General features: G+C 65.9%; 11 protein-coding genes. 8 read left to right on the top strand and 3 right to left on the bottom strand.

Annotation, left to right across the window (positions count from 1 at the left end):
* Positions 1–15 precede the first annotated feature (15 nt).
* Complete coding sequence (locus QUG01_RS10115) at positions 16–921, bottom strand: LysR family transcriptional regulator (RefSeq protein WP_500830023.1); 906 nt, start codon at positions 919–921, stop codon at positions 16–18.
* A gap of 109 nt (positions 922–1,030) precedes the next feature.
* Here QUG01_RS10115 and QUG01_RS10110 point away from each other — a divergent pair, with 109 nt between their 5' ends.
* The 6 genes from QUG01_RS10110 to mobA all read left to right on the top strand — a co-directional run bounded on the left by QUG01_RS10110 (position 1,031) and on the right by mobA (position 9,520).
* A complete protein-coding gene (locus QUG01_RS10110; protein ID WP_500830022.1) occupies positions 1,031–2,044 on the top strand; it encodes a zinc-binding alcohol dehydrogenase family protein in 1,014 nt (337 codons plus the stop codon).
* 60 nt (positions 2,045–2,104) lie between these two features.
* Complete coding sequence (locus tag QUG01_RS10105) at positions 2,105–2,869, top strand: glycine betaine ABC transporter substrate-binding protein (protein WP_500830021.1); 765 nt, start codon at positions 2,105–2,107, stop codon at positions 2,867–2,869.
* A 210-nt stretch (positions 2,870–3,079) separates the two neighbouring features.
* Positions 3,080–4,594: an efflux transporter outer membrane subunit gene (locus QUG01_RS10100; RefSeq protein ID WP_500830020.1), complete on the top strand. Its 1,515-nt coding sequence runs from the start codon at positions 3,080–3,082 to the stop codon at positions 4,592–4,594.
* 76 nt (positions 4,595–4,670) lie between these two features.
* Positions 4,671–5,777 carry an efflux RND transporter periplasmic adaptor subunit gene (locus tag QUG01_RS10095; protein WP_500830019.1) on the top strand — a complete coding sequence of 369 codons (1,107 nt, stop codon included), beginning with the start codon at positions 4,671–4,673 and terminating at the stop codon, positions 5,775–5,777.
* An 8-nt stretch (positions 5,778–5,785) separates the two neighbouring features.
* On the top strand, positions 5,786–8,848 hold the full coding sequence (locus tag QUG01_RS10090) for an efflux RND transporter permease subunit (RefSeq protein WP_500830018.1): 3,063 nt from the start codon (positions 5,786–5,788) through the stop codon (positions 8,846–8,848).
* A 75-nt stretch (positions 8,849–8,923) separates the two neighbouring features.
* Positions 8,924–9,520 carry a molybdenum cofactor guanylyltransferase MobA gene (gene mobA, locus QUG01_RS10085; RefSeq protein ID WP_500830017.1) on the top strand — a complete coding sequence of 199 codons (597 nt, stop codon included), beginning with the start codon at positions 8,924–8,926 and terminating at the stop codon, positions 9,518–9,520.
* A 7-nt stretch (positions 9,521–9,527) separates the two neighbouring features.
* Here the strand turns inward: mobA and fdhD are convergent, their stop codons facing one another.
* On the bottom strand, positions 9,528–10,328 hold the full coding sequence (gene fdhD, locus QUG01_RS10080) for a formate dehydrogenase accessory sulfurtransferase FdhD (protein ID WP_500830016.1): 801 nt from the start codon (positions 10,326–10,328) through the stop codon (positions 9,528–9,530).
* Between the two features lie 83 nt (positions 10,329–10,411).
* Between fdhD and QUG01_RS10075 the strand changes: the two genes are divergently transcribed.
* Positions 10,412–10,699, top strand: coding sequence for a hypothetical protein (locus tag QUG01_RS10075; RefSeq protein WP_500830015.1), 288 nt, complete (start codon positions 10,412–10,414; stop codon positions 10,697–10,699).
* A gap of 448 nt (positions 10,700–11,147) precedes the next feature.
* Positions 11,148–13,451, top strand: a complete 2,304-nt coding sequence (locus QUG01_RS10070; protein WP_500830014.1) for an FdhF/YdeP family oxidoreductase — start codon at positions 11,148–11,150, stop codon at positions 13,449–13,451.
* Positions 13,452–13,489: 38 nt separating this feature from the next.
* On the opposite strand, the gene QUG01_RS10065 is transcribed toward QUG01_RS10070, so the two are convergent.
* A complete protein-coding gene (locus tag QUG01_RS10065) occupies positions 13,490–15,925 on the bottom strand; it encodes a two-component system response regulator (RefSeq protein WP_500830013.1) in 2,436 nt (811 codons plus the stop codon).
* Between the last annotated feature and the right edge of the window lie 457 nt (positions 15,926–16,382).

Here is a 16,382-nt window from a genome sequence, read left to right as displayed (position 1 = left end):
CCGGCCGTCTTTTCATTATGGTTCAGCCAGATAGCCGGCCAGGCAAGTTTGCAAGTGCTCGCGCAGCGCCACCACCGCCGGCGACAGCATCAAGCGGTGCGGCGTCACCAGATACAACGGCGCCGGCTCCGTGAGGCAATCCGGCAACAAGGACCGCAAGGCGCCCGAACGCAAATCCGCCAGCACGTCCAATCTGGACTTGTAAGCGATGCCGCGCCCCGCCGCCGCCCAGCGCCGCACGATCTCGCCGTCGTCGCTCATCCAGCGCCCGCTCACCGCCACCGTCTGCCGCTCGCCGTCGCGCTCGAAGCTCCAGCGCTCGTGCACCGCCTCGCCCAGCACCAGGCGCAGACACTGGTGTCCGCGCAAGTCCTGCGGCGCACGCGGCTCGCCATGCCGGGCCAGGTAATCCGGCGACGCGCACAACACGCGGCGGTTGTCCGGCGCCAGCGGCAGGGCCACCAGGCTGGAGTCATCCGGCACACCGTAACGCACCGCCACATCCACCGGCTGGCGGTACAGATCCGCCACCCGATCGCTGACGCGCAGCTGCAGGCTGAGGCCCGGATGCCGCGCCAGAAAATCATCCAGCCACGGCCGCAGCAGATTGCGTCCCAGGTCGGACGGCATGGACAGGGACAAGCTGCCGGCCAGCGCCTGCCTGTCCTGCGCCAATGCCAGGCTGCCGGCCTGCACCGCATCCAGCGCGGCGCGGGCGTGGACCAGATAGCGCTCGCCGGCCAGCGTCAGTCTCAGGCTGCGGGTGGAGCGGGCCAACAGTTGCGCCCCGACTTCCGCCTCCAGCCGTTTCAGCGCGGCGCTGGCCACGGCCGGGCTCAGGTCCAGCTGGCGCGCCGCCGCCGACAAGCTGCCGTGGTCCGCCGCGCGGATGAAGACCTGCAAATCGTCCAATCTGATCATTTTATCAATTTAATTTTGAAACTGATTCCAATCATAGCTGGATTTTCTCTCAATCAAATAGCAATACCATGCAGGCACTGATTCACGCCACCGCAACAAAGGAAATGCCATGAAAGCCATCGCCTATTACCAAAACCTGCCGATCGACCACGCCGAAGCCTTGCTGGACGTCGAACTGCCCGAACCGATCATCGGCGAACACGACCTGCTGGTCGAAGTGAGAGCCATCTCGGTCAACCCGGTGGACGTCAAAGTCCGCGCCAATATGGCGCCGCCAGCCGGCCAGCCGCGCGTGCTGGGCTGGGACGCGGCCGGCGTGGTGCGCGCCGTCGGCAGCAAGGTCAGCCTGTTCCAGCCGGGCGACCGCGTCTGGTACGCCGGCGCCTTGCAGCGCCCCGGCGCCAACAGCGAGCTGCACGCGGTGGACGAGCGCATCGTCGGCAAGATGCCGGATAGCCTGGACTTCGAAACCGCCGCCGCTCTGCCGCTGACCGCCATCACCGCCTGGGAGCTGTTGTTCGACCGCCTGCAAGTGCTGGCCAACGGCCAACCGGCCGGCAAGAAGCTGCTGATCGTCGGCGCCGCCGGCGGCGTCGGCTCCATCCTGGTCCAACTGGCGCGCCAACTGACCGGGCTGACTGTCATCGGCACCGCCTCGCGTCCTGAAACCCAGGCCTGGGTCAAGGATCTGGGCGCCCACCATGTCATCGACCACCGCCAGCCGCTGAGCCAGGAACTGAAGCGCATCGGCATCGAGCACGTCGATTACGTCGCCAGCCTGAACCAGACCGAGCAGCACTTCGCCGAGATCGTCGAGTCGCTGGCGCCGCAGGGCAAGCTCGCGCTGATCGACGATCCCGCCACGCTGGACGTCCGTCCGCTGAAGACGAAAAGCCTCTCGCTGCACTGGGAATTCATGTACACGCGCTCGATGTTCGCCACCGACGACCAGATCGCCCAGCACACGCTGCTGACCGAACTGGCCCGCCTGGTGGACGCCGGCATCGTGAAAAGCACCGTGGCCGAACGCTTCGGCGCCATCAATGCCGCCAACCTGAAACGCGCCCACGCCCTGCTGGAAAGCAATACCGCCAAAGGCAAGATCGTGCTGTCGGGCTTCTGACCGTCTGCTTGTCCGCTATCGGCCGCCTGCGCGCAGCCTTTTTACTGATGGGAAGAATCCATGCGAAGCCACCTCACCCTGATCACCATAGACCTCTCCTTCCACGCCGCCAGCGCCGGCGTGGTGGCCGCCATCTTGCAAAAACACGGCGTCACCGTCAGCGAATGGCGCGTGCCGCACGAACGCGCCTTCGAGCTGCTGGCCAGCGGCCAGGGCGACCTGCTGTGCAGCGCCTGGCTGCCCGGCAGCCACGGCGCCTACCTGGCGCCCATCGAGCATGAAGTGGAAAAACTGACCGTGCTGTACACCCCGTACGCCCTGTGGGGCGTTCCCGACTACGTGCCGCCAGAAGCCGTCTCCACGCTGGCGGACCTGCGAAAACCCGAAGTCGCGGCGCGCATGGTCAAGACCATCCAGGGCATCAATCCCGGCGCCGGCATCAGCCGCTTCTCGCTGGAGATCATGGCGCGCTACGGGCTGGAACAGGCCGGCTACGCCTTTCGGCATGGCAGCCTGGACGACTGCGTCGCCGCCTTCGAACAGGCAGTCGCCCGCCGCGACTGGGCAGTGGTGCCGCTGTGGCAGCCGCAATTTCTGCATTGGTCCCACCGCATCCGCGAACTGGCCGACCCGGAAGGCTTGCTGCGCGGCCGCGATGAGGCCACGCTATTGATCCGCAAAGACGCGCTGGCCAGACTGCCGGAAGCCGCCGCATCTGAGCTGCGCGGCCTGCGGCTGGGCAACCAAGCCCTGACCTACCTGGATCATCTGGTCGCGCGCCAAGGGCTGGAGCCTCTCGCGGCGGCCGGCCGACTGCCGGCATGACGCCAGCCAGGCCAGTCGCGACAGCAGCATTCAACAATACGACATTTCGATACCCCTACCCTCAACCCAGTAGACATACGGCGCAAATCCATAGAGCATAGCAACTTCATCCCCTGACCCGCCCCGCGCACCGCTGCAGGGGAAGCCATTCAGGAAGCCGGCGCCGGGCCCGCCCGGCGCGTCGGCTTTCCGTACATCCAGGAGCATGCCGTGCATTCCAAACCGCATCCAAGCCGCAGCCGCCCGCCGCTGCGGCAAGTCGCCGTCGGGCTGGCCGTGGCGCTGGCCCTGGCAGGCTGCGCCGTCGGGCCGGATTTCAAGACGCCCGTCCTGCCCAAGGCCGCAGACGCGCCGTACACCGAAACGCCATTGCAAGCCGAAACCGTCAGCGCGCATGGCGACCGCGTCGGCCCATCCGGCGTCGGCCAGCGGCTGATCAATGGCCAGGATCTGCCGGCCGAGTGGTGGAAGCTGTTCCGCTCCGAACCGCTGGACCAACTGATCCGCGCCGCGCTGGAACACAATCCGACGCTGGACGCCGCCCAGGCCGCGCTGCGCCAGGCGCAGGAAAACTACAACGCCGCGGCCGGCGCCACTTATTTCCCCAGCGTCAACGCGCAACTGGGCGGCGGCCGCCAGCGCGCCATCCTCAGCGGATCGACGCCCAACGAATTCAACGTCTACAGCGGCACCATCGGCGTGTCCTACACCCTGGACCTGTTCGGCGGCGAGCGCCGCCAGCTGGAAAGCCTGATGGCGGCCGCGGACTACCAGCGCTTCCAGGCCGAGGCGGCCTACCAGACGCTGATCGGCAACGTGGTCACCACCGCGGTGCAGGAAGCGGCGCTGCGCGGCCAACTGGAAGCCACCCGCGAGCTGCTGAAGGCGCAGGAGACGCAGCTGCGCATTGCCGAGAAACAAGTCGAGCTGGGCGCGCATCCGCGCGCGGTGGCGCTGACCCAGGGCACGCTGGTGGCGCAAACCCGCGCCCAATTGCCGCCGCTGGAAAAGGCGCTGGCGCAAACCCGACACCAACTGGCCGTGCTGGCCGGACGCTTCCCCGGCGAGGGCGGCCTGCCGGAATTCCATCTCGAATCGCTGCGGCTGCCGGACGCATTGCCGGTGTCGCTGCCGTCGGCGCTGGCGCGCCAGCGGCCGGACATCCGCGCCAGCGAAGCCCTGCTGCACCAGGCCTCCGCGCAAGTCGGCGTCGCCACCGCCAACCAGTATCCGCAGATCACGCTGAGCGGCAGCTACGGCACCCAGCACACGGTGCTGCCCGCGATGGACATCGGCAACACGCTGTGGGGCGTCACCGCCGGCTTGACCCAACCCCTGTTCAACGGCGGCGCGCTCAGCGCCAAGCGCCGCGCCGCCGAGGCGGCCTACCAGCAGGCCGAGGCCCAATACCGCGCCACGGTCCTGAAGGCCTTCCAGAATGTGGCCGACAGCCTGCGCGCCATCGATGCCGACGCCTTGGCCCTTAGGGCGCAAGCCGACGCCGAAGCCAAGGCGCGCGAATCGCTGGACGTGAACACCCGGCAATACAAGCTGGGCGGCATCAGCTACCTGGCGCTGCTGGATGCGCAACGCAGCTATCAGCAGGCGCGCATCGGCCTGATCCAGGCGCAGGCGGCGCGTTACGCCGACACCGCCGCGCTGTTCCTGGCGCTGGGCGGCGGCTGGTGGAACCACCCGGCGGCCACAGACCAGACAGGCGGCTGAGCCGCAGCAAGACAAGGCTCGCGCCGCGGCGCGGGAACACGGAATCCGAATCGCCATTGAAAGAAGAAGACGAATCATGACCAAGCGAATGTTGATCATGTTGGGCGGCGTAGTGCTGCTGATTGTGGTGCTGGGCGTGGGCTTTTTCCTGCACATCCAGAAGCTGATCGCCAGCTCGCCCAAGCCGGGCCCGCAGACGGTGTCCACCACCGTCGCCAAGATGGCCGAATGGCAGCCGCAGCTCAGCTCCGTCGGCACCGTCACCGCCGTGCACGGCGTGGACATCAGCAGCGAAGTGGCCGGCCAGGTGCGCAGCCTGCACTTCAAGTCCGGCCAGGACGTCAAGGCCGGCGACGTGCTGGTGCAATTGAACGCCGACTCCGACCAGGCCCAGCTGCGCTCGCTGCAGGCCGCCGCCGAACTGGCCGCCACCACGCTGAAGCGGGACCGCGCCCAGCTGGCGATCGAGGGCGTCAGCCAAGCCCAGGTGGACGCCGACATGGCCGACTTGAAGAGCAAGACCGCGCTGGTGGCGCAACAAGCCGCGCTGGTGGCCAAGAAAACCATACGCGCGCCGTTCTCCGGCCGCCTGGGCATCACCACGGTCAATCCCGGCCAGTACCTGAATCCGGGCGACAAGATCGTCACGCTGCAAACCATCGACCCGGTGTATGTCGACTTCAACCTGCCGCAACGCCAGATCGGCCAGGTGCGCGTGGGACAGCCGGTCAAGGTCAAGAGCGATGCCTTTGGCGATGAGGCCTTCCACGGCAAGATCAACGCGATCAACCCCAAGATCGACCCCGCCACGCGCAATGTTCAGATCGAAGCCACCATCGCCAATCCCAAGCACAAGCTGCTGCCCGGCATGTTCGCCAACGCCACCATCGACGTGGGCAGCAAACAGAAACACCTGACGCTGCCGCAGACCGCCATCACCTACAACCCGTACGGCTCTACCGTGTTCATCGTCAAACAGGGCAAAAACGGGCTGGAAGCGCAGCAGGCCTTCGTCACCACCGGCGATACCCGCGGCGACCAGGTGGCGATCACCGCCGGCCTGAAGGAAGGCCAGGAAGTGGTCACCAGCGGCCAGCTTAAGCTGAAGACCGGCACCCCGGTCACCGTCAACAACTCGGTGCAGCCGGCCAATAGCCCGAACCCGACGCCGCAAGAACACTGAGGCTCGCCATGAACTTTACCGATATTTTCATCAAGCGGCCGGTGCTGGCCACCACAGTCAGCCTACTGATCGTGGTGCTCGGCCTGCGCTCGCTGTTCGGCCTGCCGATCAACCAGTACCCGCGCACGCAGAACGCGGTGGTGACCATCTCCACCGCTTACTACGGCGCCGACGCCAAGACGGTGGCCGGCTTCATCACTCAGCCGCTGGAGTCCGCCATCGCCCAGGCGCAGGGCATCGACTACCTGTCCTCCACCAGCAGCAGCGGCGTGTCCACCATCACCGCCACGCTGCGGCTGAATTACGACGCCAACCGCGCGCTGACCGAGATCAACACCCAGGTCAACTCGGTGAAGAACCAGCTGCCGCCGCAGGCGCAGCAGCCGGTGCTGACGGTGCAGACCGGCCAGACCACCGATGCGATGTACATGGGCTTCTATAGCGACACGCTGCCCACCAACAACGTCACCGACTACCTGGTGCGCGTGGTCAAGCCCAAGCTGGACTCCATCGCGGGCGTGCAGACGGCGGAAATCCTGGGCGGCCGGCCCTTCGCACTGCGCGCTTGGCTCGATACGGCAAAAATGGCGGCGCACGGCGTCACCGCGGCCGACGTCAGCGCCGCGCTGGCCAGCAACAACACGCTGGCCGCGCTCGGGTCCAGCAAGGGACAGATGGTGACCATCCCGCTGACCGCGGCCACCGACCTGCACTCGGTGGAAGAGTTCAAGCAACTGGCCGTCAAGCGCAACGGCGACGCCATCGTGCGCTTGCAGGACGTGGCCAACGTGACGCTGGGTTCGGACAATTACGACTTCAACGTCGCCTTCAGCGGCGTGCGCTCGGTGTTCATCGGCATCAAGGTGGCGCCGGAGGCCAACATCCTCGACGTGGCGGAGCGAGTGCGCAAGGCCTTCCCCGATGTGCAGAAGCAGCTGCCGACCGGCCTGACCGGCCAGATCGTCTACGACTCCACCGACTTCATCAACACCTCCATCCATGAGGTGGTGAAGACGCTGCTGGAAGCGCTGGTCATCGTGACCGTGGTGATCTTCCTGTTCCTGGGCAGCTTCCGCGCGGTGCTGGTGCCGGTGATCGCCATGCCGCTGTCGCTGATCGGCACCTTCTTCATCATGCTGATGCTGGGCTACTCCATCAACCTGCTGACGCTGCTGGCGCTGGTGCTGGCCATCGGCCTGGTGGTGGACGACGCCATCATCGTGGTGGAAAACGTCGACCGCCACATGCGCGACGGCATGTCGCCGTTCGAGGCGTCCATCACCGCCGCGCGCGAGCTGGGCGGCCCGATTCTGGCGATGACGGTGGTGCTGGTGGCCGTATACGTGCCGATCGGCTTCCAGGGGGGCCTGACCGGCGCGCTGTTCACCGAGTTCGCCTTCACCCTGGCGGCGGCCGTGACCGTGTCCGGCGTGGTGGCGCTGACGCTGTCGCCGATGATGTGCTCGCGTTTCTTCAACAACGACATGGACAACAGCCCCTTCGTCCATGCCATCGACCGTACCTTCGAGCGCGTGCGCCATGCTTACCAGCGCATTCTGCACAGCCTCCTGGAAACCTGGCCGGTGCTGATCGTGATGGGCGTCATCCTGATCGCCCTGTTGGCCGTGATGTTCAAGATGTCCAAGTCCGAACTGGCGCCGGAAGAAGACCAGGGCATCGTGATGTCGCAGGTGGTCGGCGCGCCGACGGCCACGTCCGACCAGATGCAAACCTACGCCAACCAGGTATTCCAGGTGGCCAAGGAAATGCCCGAGTACGAGCAGATGTTCCAGATCACCGGCGTGCCCACCGTCAACGCCGGCATAGGCGGCGTGCTGTTCAAGGACTGGGGCGAACGCAAGCGCAACGCCCACGAAATCCAGCTTGACCTGCAAGCGCGCTGGAACAAGATCGCCGGCGCGCGGGTGGCGGCGTTCCAGTTCCCGCCGCTGCCCGGCGCCTCCGGCTTGCCGGTGCAGTTTGTGATCAACACCACCGAACCGTTCGAAAACCTCAATCAGGTCGCGCAGCAGGTGATGGACAAGGCGCGCGCCTCCGGCAAATTCTACTTTATCGACGGCGACCTCAAAATCGACAAGCCGCAAGCCACGGTGGAAGTGGACCGCGACAAGCTGACCGCGCTGGGGCTGACCCAGCAGGATGTGGGCAACGCGCTGTCCGCCGCGCTGGGCGGCGGCTACGTCAACTACTTCTCCATCGACGGCCGCTCCTACAAGGTGATTCCGCAGGTGCAGCAGGTGGACCGTCTCAACCCGTCGCAGCTGATGGACTACTACATCAAGACGCCCGCCAGCGGCGTCATTCCGGTCGGCACCGTGGCCAAGCTCAGTTACAGCGTGGTGCCGCAGTCCATCACCCGCTTCCAGCAGCTCAACTCGGTCACCATTTCCGGCGTGGCCGGGGTATCGCAAAACGAAGCGCTGCAATTCCTGCGCGACGAAGTGCAGAAGGCCGCGCCTTCCGGCTACAGTGTGGATTACGCTGGCCAGTCCCGCCAGTTCATGCAGGAATCCGGCGGCTTCCTGGTGACCATGCTGTTCGCGGTGATCATCGTGTTCCTGGCGTTGTCCGCGCTGTTCGAAAGCTTCCGCGACCCGGTGGTGATTCTGGTGTCGGTGCCGCTGGCGCTGTTCGGCGCGATGATCTTCATCTTCCTGGGCTTCTCCTCGCTGAACATCTACACCGAGGTGGGCCTGGTGACGCTGATGGGCCTGATCAGCAAGCACGGCATTCTGATCGTGGAAGTGGCCAACGAGCTGCGCAAGACCGGCCTGTCCAAGCGCGAGGCCATAGAGCAGGCCGCGTCGATCCGGCTGCGCCCCATCCTGATGACCACCGCCGCCATGGTATTCGGCGTGATCCCGCTGGTGATCGCCTCCGGCGCCGGTGCGGCCGGCCGCTACGCGATGGGCCTGGTGATCTTCACCGGCCTGTCCATCGGCACGCTGTTCACGCTGTTCGTGGTGCCGGCGATGTATATGTTCCTCGCCTCGCGCCGCGACGCCAAGGAGGCGACGTCCTCTGGCGAGCAAACGCAGCCGGCTCACTGAGCGGCGCTTGCTACGTTATGATTCGACAGGCGGCCATCCGGCCGCCTGTTTTGTTTACCCAGACAGGAAATAACCATGCCTACCCGCTCGGAAAATGAAAGCATCACCGCCCTGCTCTTGGCCGGCGGCCAGGGTTCGCGCATGGGCGGCGTGGACAAGGGATGGGTGGAACTGGATGGCGTCGCGCTGGCGGAGCGTGTCGCCGCGCGGCTGCGGCCGCAGGCCGACACGCTGCTGATCAGCGCCAACCGCAATCTGGAGCGTTACGCCGCGCTGGGCCGGGTGGTGACGGACACGGCGGAGTTCGCCAACTGCGGCCCGCTGGCCGGGCTGGAAGCCGGCCTGGCCGCTTGCGAGACCACATGGCTGATCGCCGCGCCATGCGACCTGCCCTTGCTGCCGGAAAACCTGGCCGCGCGGCTGCTGGCGCCGCTGCGCGATGGCCATAGCCAGCTGGCGGTGGCGCACAGCGCGGGGCAAGCGCATCCGGTGTGCATGGCGCTATCGATCACGCTATTGCCATCGCTGCGCGACTATCTGCGCGGCGGCGGCCGCAGGGTGCGCGAGTGGCAGGCGCAAGCCGGCGCGCTGGCAGTGGATTTCGACGACGCGCCGCAAGCGTTCCGCAATCTCAACACGCCAGAAGATTTGGCCGCGCTGCAACAGCGCTGAATGGCGACTAGCGGCCGGCGGTGTACTCGACAAAACCGTTCTGCCGGCAGAAACTGGCCAACACCACGCCGGCCTGACGCGCGATGTCCACCGCCAGGGCCGTGGGCGCGGAGATGGTGGCCAGCATCGGGATGTTGACCCGCGCCGCCTTGCGCACCAGCTCATAGCTGGCGCGGCTGGACATGAAGACGAAACCATCGCCGGGCGAGGCATCTTGCAGCGCCAGATGGCCTATCAGCTTGTCCAGCGCATTATGGCGGCCCACGTCCTCGAACACCGCCCTCACCTCGCCATCCAAGCCGCACCAGGCGGCCGCATGCGCGCAGCCGGTGAGCTGGTTCAAACGCTGCCGCGCCGGCAGCTCGGAAGCCGCGCGGGCAAGGATCGCGGCGTCGGCGACCAGCGGACGCGGCGGCGGCGTGATCCGACCAGGCGAGAGATCGAGCAGGCCCAGGCTCTCGATGCCGCACACGCCGCAGCCGGTGCGGCCGGCCAAGGAGCGGCGATGGTCCTTCAAGGCCAGGAAAGCCGGCTGGGCGATGTCCAGCCGGACCTCGGCGCCGCCGCAAACCCGCTCGGCCTCGACATCGAAAATTTCCGCCCGCCGCGCCACGATGCCCTCGCTCAGCGCGAAGCCCACCGCCAGTTGCTCCAAGTCGCAGGGCGTCGCCATCATCACGGCGTGCGAGATGCCGTTGAACACCAGCGCCACCGGCACCTCCTCCGCCACCCAATCCATGGCGGACTGCGCCGCGCCATCGCGGTGACGCATCACCTCCAGCCGGGCGGCCCCGGCCTGCTCGCTCATCCCTTCCACTCGCCCCCTCCCTCCCGCGCCTTGGCGACGGGAATACGCTAGACTACGCGTCGTTTCCGTTAATACTGATTCCCATGACCGCCGACGCCCCTTTGCAGGCAGAACACCTGGCCCCAGCCATCGCCGCGCTGCTGGCGCAATTGTGGCGCGCCGAGCACGCCAGCGACGGCCCCTGGTCGCTGCCGCGGCTGTGCAAGCAAGCCGGCCTGCGCATGAGCACCTTGCGCCGCGGCCTGACGCTGTTGAGCCAGCTGGAACTCGCCGCCGTCCGCATCGACGAAGCCGGCCATGGCGAGGCCAGCCTGACCGAAGACGGAAAAACCTTGTGCCGCCAGCTGTTCGCAGCGGCGGGCCACGGCTGACATTATCCCCCTGCATGCGCGGCGGAGCCAGCAGGCTGCATGAGTCGACACATCCACGCCATGTCATGGGTATAAAAACTTGACCTCGCCCCGCAACGAGGAATTATCCTAGGGGCTGTTGACGTTTGGTGAGTGGATCGCGTTTGAGCCGATTTGGCCCGGAAGCAAGGCGCGCAGTCCGACGCATAGTCATTCTATGCAAGGACTGGGCAACGCGGCTTCCGGCCCAAAGCGGCCAAACCCGCAGGGCCGGGCGCCTTTCGCGCCGACTCTTCGTTGTTCCGCGCTGGCAGAGAATGACTATGCGGCGCGCGAAACGCCTCGATTCGCCGCAAAACGCATCCCGGCGCGACCGCTCACCAAACGTCAACAGCCCCTAGTAAGCTCAGCCACCGCGCCGCCCGCAGCCATGCCAGGCGGTACGCGTTTTACCGCAGGAACACCCACCATGGATCACAAGCGCAAGGCACGCATCGCGCCCTACCCACAGCCGGCCGGCGGCCTGGATTCGCTGAAAAGCACCACCATCACGCTGCTGAAGGAAAAAGTACCCGGCAGCCGCTACAAGACGCTGCTGCACCAAAACCAGCCGGACGGCTTCGACTGCCCCGGCTGCGCCTGGCCGGACCGCGAGCACACGTCCACGTTTGAGTTCTGCGAGAACGGCGTCAAGGCGGTGGCGGCCGAAGCCACCTCCAAACGCATAGGCGCGGACTTCTTCGCCCGCCATACGGTGACGGAACTGCTGCAACAGAGCGATTACGAACTGGAGCAGCACGGCAGGCTGACCGAGCCGCTGGCCTACGACACCGCCAGCGACCGCTACCTGCCGATAAGCTGGGACGAAGCCTTCGCGCTGATCGCCCGCCATCTGAAGGCGCTGGACGATCCCAATCGCGCCTCGTTCTATGTCTCCGGCCGCACCAGCAACGAAACCGCCTTCCTGTTCCAGCTGTTCGTGCGCCTGTACGGCACCAACAACTTTCCGGACTGCTCCAACCTGTGCCACGAATCGTCCAGCCGCGCGCTGCCGCAGACGGTGGGCGTGGGCAAGGCCACGGTGGTGCTGGACGACTTCGAACACGCCGACACCATCATGGTGTTCGGCCAGAACCCGGCCACCAACCATCCGCGCATGCTGAACGAACTGCGCGCGGCGGCCAAGCGGGGCGCCACCATCGTCTCGATCAATCCGCTGAAGGAAAAAGGACTGGACCGCTTCGCCAGCCCGCAGCACCCAATGGACCTGCTGAACGGCGGGGCCGAGATCAGCTCGCTCTTCATCCGCCCCACCCTGGGCGGCGACTTCGCGCTGATCAAGGGCGTGGCCAAGCGGGTGCTGGAACTCGATGACGAGGCCGCGGCCAGCGGCGGCGAGCGCGTGCTGGACGTGGATTTCCTGGCCGAACACTGCAGCGGCTTCGACGCCTTCGCCGCCGATCTGCGCGGCGAGAGCTGGCCAGATTTGATCGCCGCCTCCGGCGTGCCGTTTCAGGATATCGAGGCGCTGACCCGCGTCTACGTCAAGGGCAAGGCGGTGATCAGCACCTGGGGCATGGGCCTGACCCAGCATCGCGACTCGGTGGCCGCCATCCAGATGCTGTCCAACCTGCTGATGCTGCGCGGCAATATCGGCCGCCGCGGCGCGGGCCTGTGCCCGGTGCGCGGCCACTCCAATGTGCAGGGCGACCGCACCATGGGCATCGAGGACAAGCCTGGCCAGGCATTCCTGGATCGGCTGGCCCAAGTTTACGACTTCGAGCCGCCGCGCCAGCACGGCCTGGACGCGGTGGACACCATCAAGGCGATGCTGGACGGCCGGGTCAAGGTCTTCGTCGGCCTGGGCGGCAACTTCGCCATGGCCACGCCGGACACGCCGCGCACGTTTGAAGCGCTGCGAAACTGCGCGCTGACGGTGCAGATTTCCACCAAACTGAACCGCAGCCACCTGATTCACGGCCAGGACGCGCTGATCCTGCCGACGCAGGGCCGTACCGAAATCGACCTGCAGCAGACCGGTCCGCAAGGCGTGACGGTGGAAGATTCGATGTGCATGGTGCACCTGTCCTACGGCATCAATCCGCCGGCGTCCAAGCAGCTGCTGTCCGAAACCGCCATCACCGCGCGCATGGCGCATGCCACGCTGGGCAGCGGCAAAGTGGACTGGCTGTCTTATGCGGACGACTACGCCAAAATCCGCGACGAGATCGCCAAGTGCCTGCCTGGCTTTGAAGATTTCAATGCCCGCGTGGCCCAGCCTGGCGGCTTCCACCTGACGCCGGCCTCGCGCGAGCGGCGCTGGCTCACGCCCAGCGGCAAGGCGCAATTCATCGTCAACGCGCTGGAGAAGGACACGCCCATCGCCCGCGCCCGCGCGCTGCACGGCGACAAGCTGATGGTGCTGATGACCGCCCGCTCCCACGACCAGTACAACACCACCATCTACGCCCTGGACGACCGCTACCGCGGCGTCTACGGCCAGCGTCGGGTGCTGCTGATCCACCGCGACGACATCGCGCGACTGGGCTTCGCCGCCGGAGAGCGCGTGGATATCTTCACGGTATGGCATGACGGCATCGAGCGCCGCGCCGACGGCTTCCTGCTGGTGGAGTACGACATCTCGCGCGGCTGTCTGGGCGCCTACTTCCCGGAAACCAATCCGCTGATTCCGCTGGACAGCGTGGCCGACATCTCCAACACGCCGACGTCCAAATCGGTGCCGGTGCTGCTGCGCCGCTCGGCGGCGAGCTGAACGGGCGACACGGCAGCCAAGAAGGGCCGTCGGCGGGATCAACTCAGCCGGCGGTCCATTTCCTCGACCGGCATCGGCTTGCCGTAATAAAACCCTTGCATGATCCGCACCCCCTGCCTGGCCAGGGCATGGGCCTGCTCGGCCGACTCCACCCCCTCCGCCACCAGGCTCAGCCCCATCGCCTGCGCCATCCGGACGATGGCCGCCACAATCGCCCCGCTGCTGCTATCGCTGAGCATGTCGCGCACGAAGCTCTGGTCTATCTTCAACACATCGATGGGAAAAGACTTCAGATAAGACAGGCTGGAGTAACCGGTGCCGAAATCGTCGATGGCGATGGAAACGCCCAGGCTTTTGAGTTCGGACAGCATCGCCATCGTCAGCTCGACATCCCGCGCCAGCACGCTTTCAGTCAGCTCCAGCTGCAGGCGGTCCGGCGCCATGCCGGTTTCCTTCAGCGTCGCCCGCAATTGTTCGCAGAACCCCGCCGCGGCGATCTGCATGGCGGAGACATTGACCGCCACGTGCAGATCGCAGCCGGCGTCATGCCAACGCTTGCCGTCCAGGCAAGCCTGGCGCAATACCAGCTGTCCCAGCGGCAGGATCAGGCCGGTTTTTTCCGCCAGCGGAATGAACTCCGCCGGCGCCAGGATAGCGCCATCCTCCTTGCGCCAGCGCATCAGCGCCTCCACGCCGACAGTGCTGAGGTCTTCCACATCCACCTTGGGCTGGTAGTAGACCAAAAAGCTCTCTTGCTCCGCGCCCATCCGGAAGTGCCGCTCCAGCGCCTGCCGCGTCAACAACGCCTCTTCTATCTCGCCGGAAAAGAAGCGGCAATGATTGCGCCCCTGCTGCTTGGCGTGATACAGCGCGGCGTCGGCATGACGGTATAGCTCATCGGCATCGCGGCTGTCATCGGGATACAGGCTGATTCCCACGCTGGCGGACAGATCGTAGCGCGACTCGCCCAACTGGAAAGGTTCGGCGACAAGCCGCCTCAACTTTTCCGACAGCATGCCGGCCTGCTCTATGCTGCCCAGGCCCGGCATCAGAATGATGAATTCGTCGCCCCCCTGGCGGCTGACCGTATCGCCAGGCCGCAATCCCTGCTGCAGACGCAAGGCCACCAACTGCAACAGCTGATCGCCCACCGCATGTCCCATCGAGTCGTTGATCAGTTGGAAATGGTCCAGGTCCAGCATCAGCAGACCCAAACGCTCGCCGCTTTGCTCCGCCTGCTGCAAGGCCTGCAACAGCCTATCCTGCAGCAGGATGCGGTTGGGCAGATTGGTCAGCGCGTCGTGATAGGCCAGATGCGTCATCCGCACGGCCATCGCCCGCGCCTCGCTGACATCGTGGAATACCACGACGGCGCCGCCCGGCCTGCCGGCATGGTCCATGACCGGCGCGGCGCGGCCCACGACCGCCAGCAGTCCGCCGTCTCGCTGTTGCAGCTCGCAGTCCAGCGCCATGCCAACGGTTCTTCGCTCCGCCAAGGCCAGATGCGTCGGACTGGGCAGGGCTCGCCCCTGGCTGTTGCGCAGCAGCAGTATCATATCGACAGGCTGGTTCAGCGCGTCGTCAAACTGCCACCCAGTCAGGTTCTCGGCGATGGGATTCAAGAAAGTCACGCGGCCATCGTCGTCGGTGGCGATCACCGCGTCGGCCAAGACATTGAGCGTGACGCGAGCGCGTTCCTTCTCGTCAAACAAGGCGTGCTGGGTCCGCTTGTCGTCGGTCACATCGGCAATCGACATCATCAGCACATTCGCTCCGCGGCTGATCAAGGCGACTCTGCCATACCAGATCTCGCCGTCCGGCCGTGAAAAACGCGATTCGAACAAGGCGTCGCTGCCGGCCAGTGCTTGCCGCAGCGGCTCTGCCATTGCCCGGTAATTGTCTGCGCCAAGCGCGTCGCGCGCGTGCAGGCCGGCCATGTCCGCCGCCGGCAGCCCAAACCAGCAGCCTTCCGCGTCATTGCAGGAAATATTGCGCAAGTCGGCGTTCCAGTAAGCGATGAACACCGGAAAATAACGCCGCATATCGGACATGTCCTGCGCCGCCCTCTCCAGCAGCCGCGCCTTGCGCTGCAGGGTCAAGTGCGTCTGGATGCGAGCGCGGGTCTCCTGCACGCTCAAAGGCTGGCGCAGGAAGTCGGCGCCGTCCATGCCCAGGGCTTGCAACTGATCGTCGTCCGCGTCTTTGCCCGTGATGCAGATGATCGGCACATCCCGCAATGGCGGCATGGCCTTGAGCGCATGGTAAACGGCGCGGCTATCCCGGCCAGGCACGGCGATGTCCAGCAAGATCAAATCCGGCTTCAGGCTTCTGGCCATGCCAAGCGCCGCCCGCTCACCCGAAGCATGATGCACTTCGGCCTGCCCGCGCAGCGCCTCGGCCACCACGCGCGCATTGCTCGGCGAGTCGTCGATAATCAGAATCCGCTCCGGCTCCCGCAGCCGCTCATTGAACATTTGCCCTCCCTGCACCAACCTAGAAGCCCGGCAGACAACGGGTAAAGAGACCCGGTCCCCGCCCGCCATACCCGGAAACTACATTCAGGAATAGCTGGCCGACGACGCCCTAGGCAAGCCCACTCGCAAAACTGCGTATTGCCTGCCTTGCGGCAGACCGGCGACATCCAGTGCCTTACATGCCACAGCCACATGTACCTGGTCGTCAACGCCGGGGATCAGACTGTGCCTGGGGTGGCGGACAGTCTCCATCGCCATGCTCCCGCCCGCGACGCGTGATGGGCGGCAATGCCTCGTAGATGGCCACATTCTTCCTGCGGGCGAACTGAGACAATAGGCGGTTATGAATCGGACGGCCGCAATTCATGCGGGGGCATACAAAAACGGCTGCGCGAACGAACGCGCAATGCAAAAAGCCCCGATAAAATCGGGGCTTTTTATTTGGCGGAGAGGGGGG

The organism is Chromobacterium sp. CCUG 76385, assembly GCF_059916625.1.
The sequence above is the reverse complement of the archived record's forward strand: the minus strand, read 5'-3'. Positions and strand labels throughout refer to the sequence as shown.

What these genes read in the sequence shown, in the direction of transcription:
- QUG01_RS10115 (WP_500830023.1), bottom strand. Translation starts at nt 921, where the DNA reads ATGATCAGATTGGACGATTTGCAGGTCTTCATCCGCGCGGCGGACCAC.
- QUG01_RS10110 (WP_500830022.1), top strand. Translation starts at nt 1,031, where the DNA reads ATGAAAGCCATCGCCTATTACCAAAACCTGCCGATCGACCACGCCGAA.
- QUG01_RS10105 (WP_500830021.1), top strand. Translation starts at nt 2,105, where the DNA reads ATGCGAAGCCACCTCACCCTGATCACCATAGACCTCTCCTTCCACGCC.
- QUG01_RS10095 (WP_500830019.1), top strand. Translation starts at nt 4,671, where the DNA reads ATGACCAAGCGAATGTTGATCATGTTGGGCGGCGTAGTGCTGCTGATT.
- QUG01_RS10090 (WP_500830018.1), top strand. Translation starts at nt 5,786, where the DNA reads ATGAACTTTACCGATATTTTCATCAAGCGGCCGGTGCTGGCCACCACA.
- mobA (WP_500830017.1), top strand. Translation starts at nt 8,924, where the DNA reads ATGCCTACCCGCTCGGAAAATGAAAGCATCACCGCCCTGCTCTTGGCC.
- fdhD (WP_500830016.1), bottom strand. Translation starts at nt 10,328, where the DNA reads ATGAGCGAGCAGGCCGGGGCCGCCCGGCTGGAGGTGATGCGTCACCGC.
- QUG01_RS10075 (WP_500830015.1), top strand. Translation starts at nt 10,412, where the DNA reads ATGACCGCCGACGCCCCTTTGCAGGCAGAACACCTGGCCCCAGCCATC.
- QUG01_RS10070 (WP_500830014.1), top strand. Translation starts at nt 11,148, where the DNA reads ATGGATCACAAGCGCAAGGCACGCATCGCGCCCTACCCACAGCCGGCC.
- QUG01_RS10065 (WP_500830013.1), bottom strand. Translation starts at nt 15,925, where the DNA reads ATGTTCAATGAGCGGCTGCGGGAGCCGGAGCGGATTCTGATTATCGAC.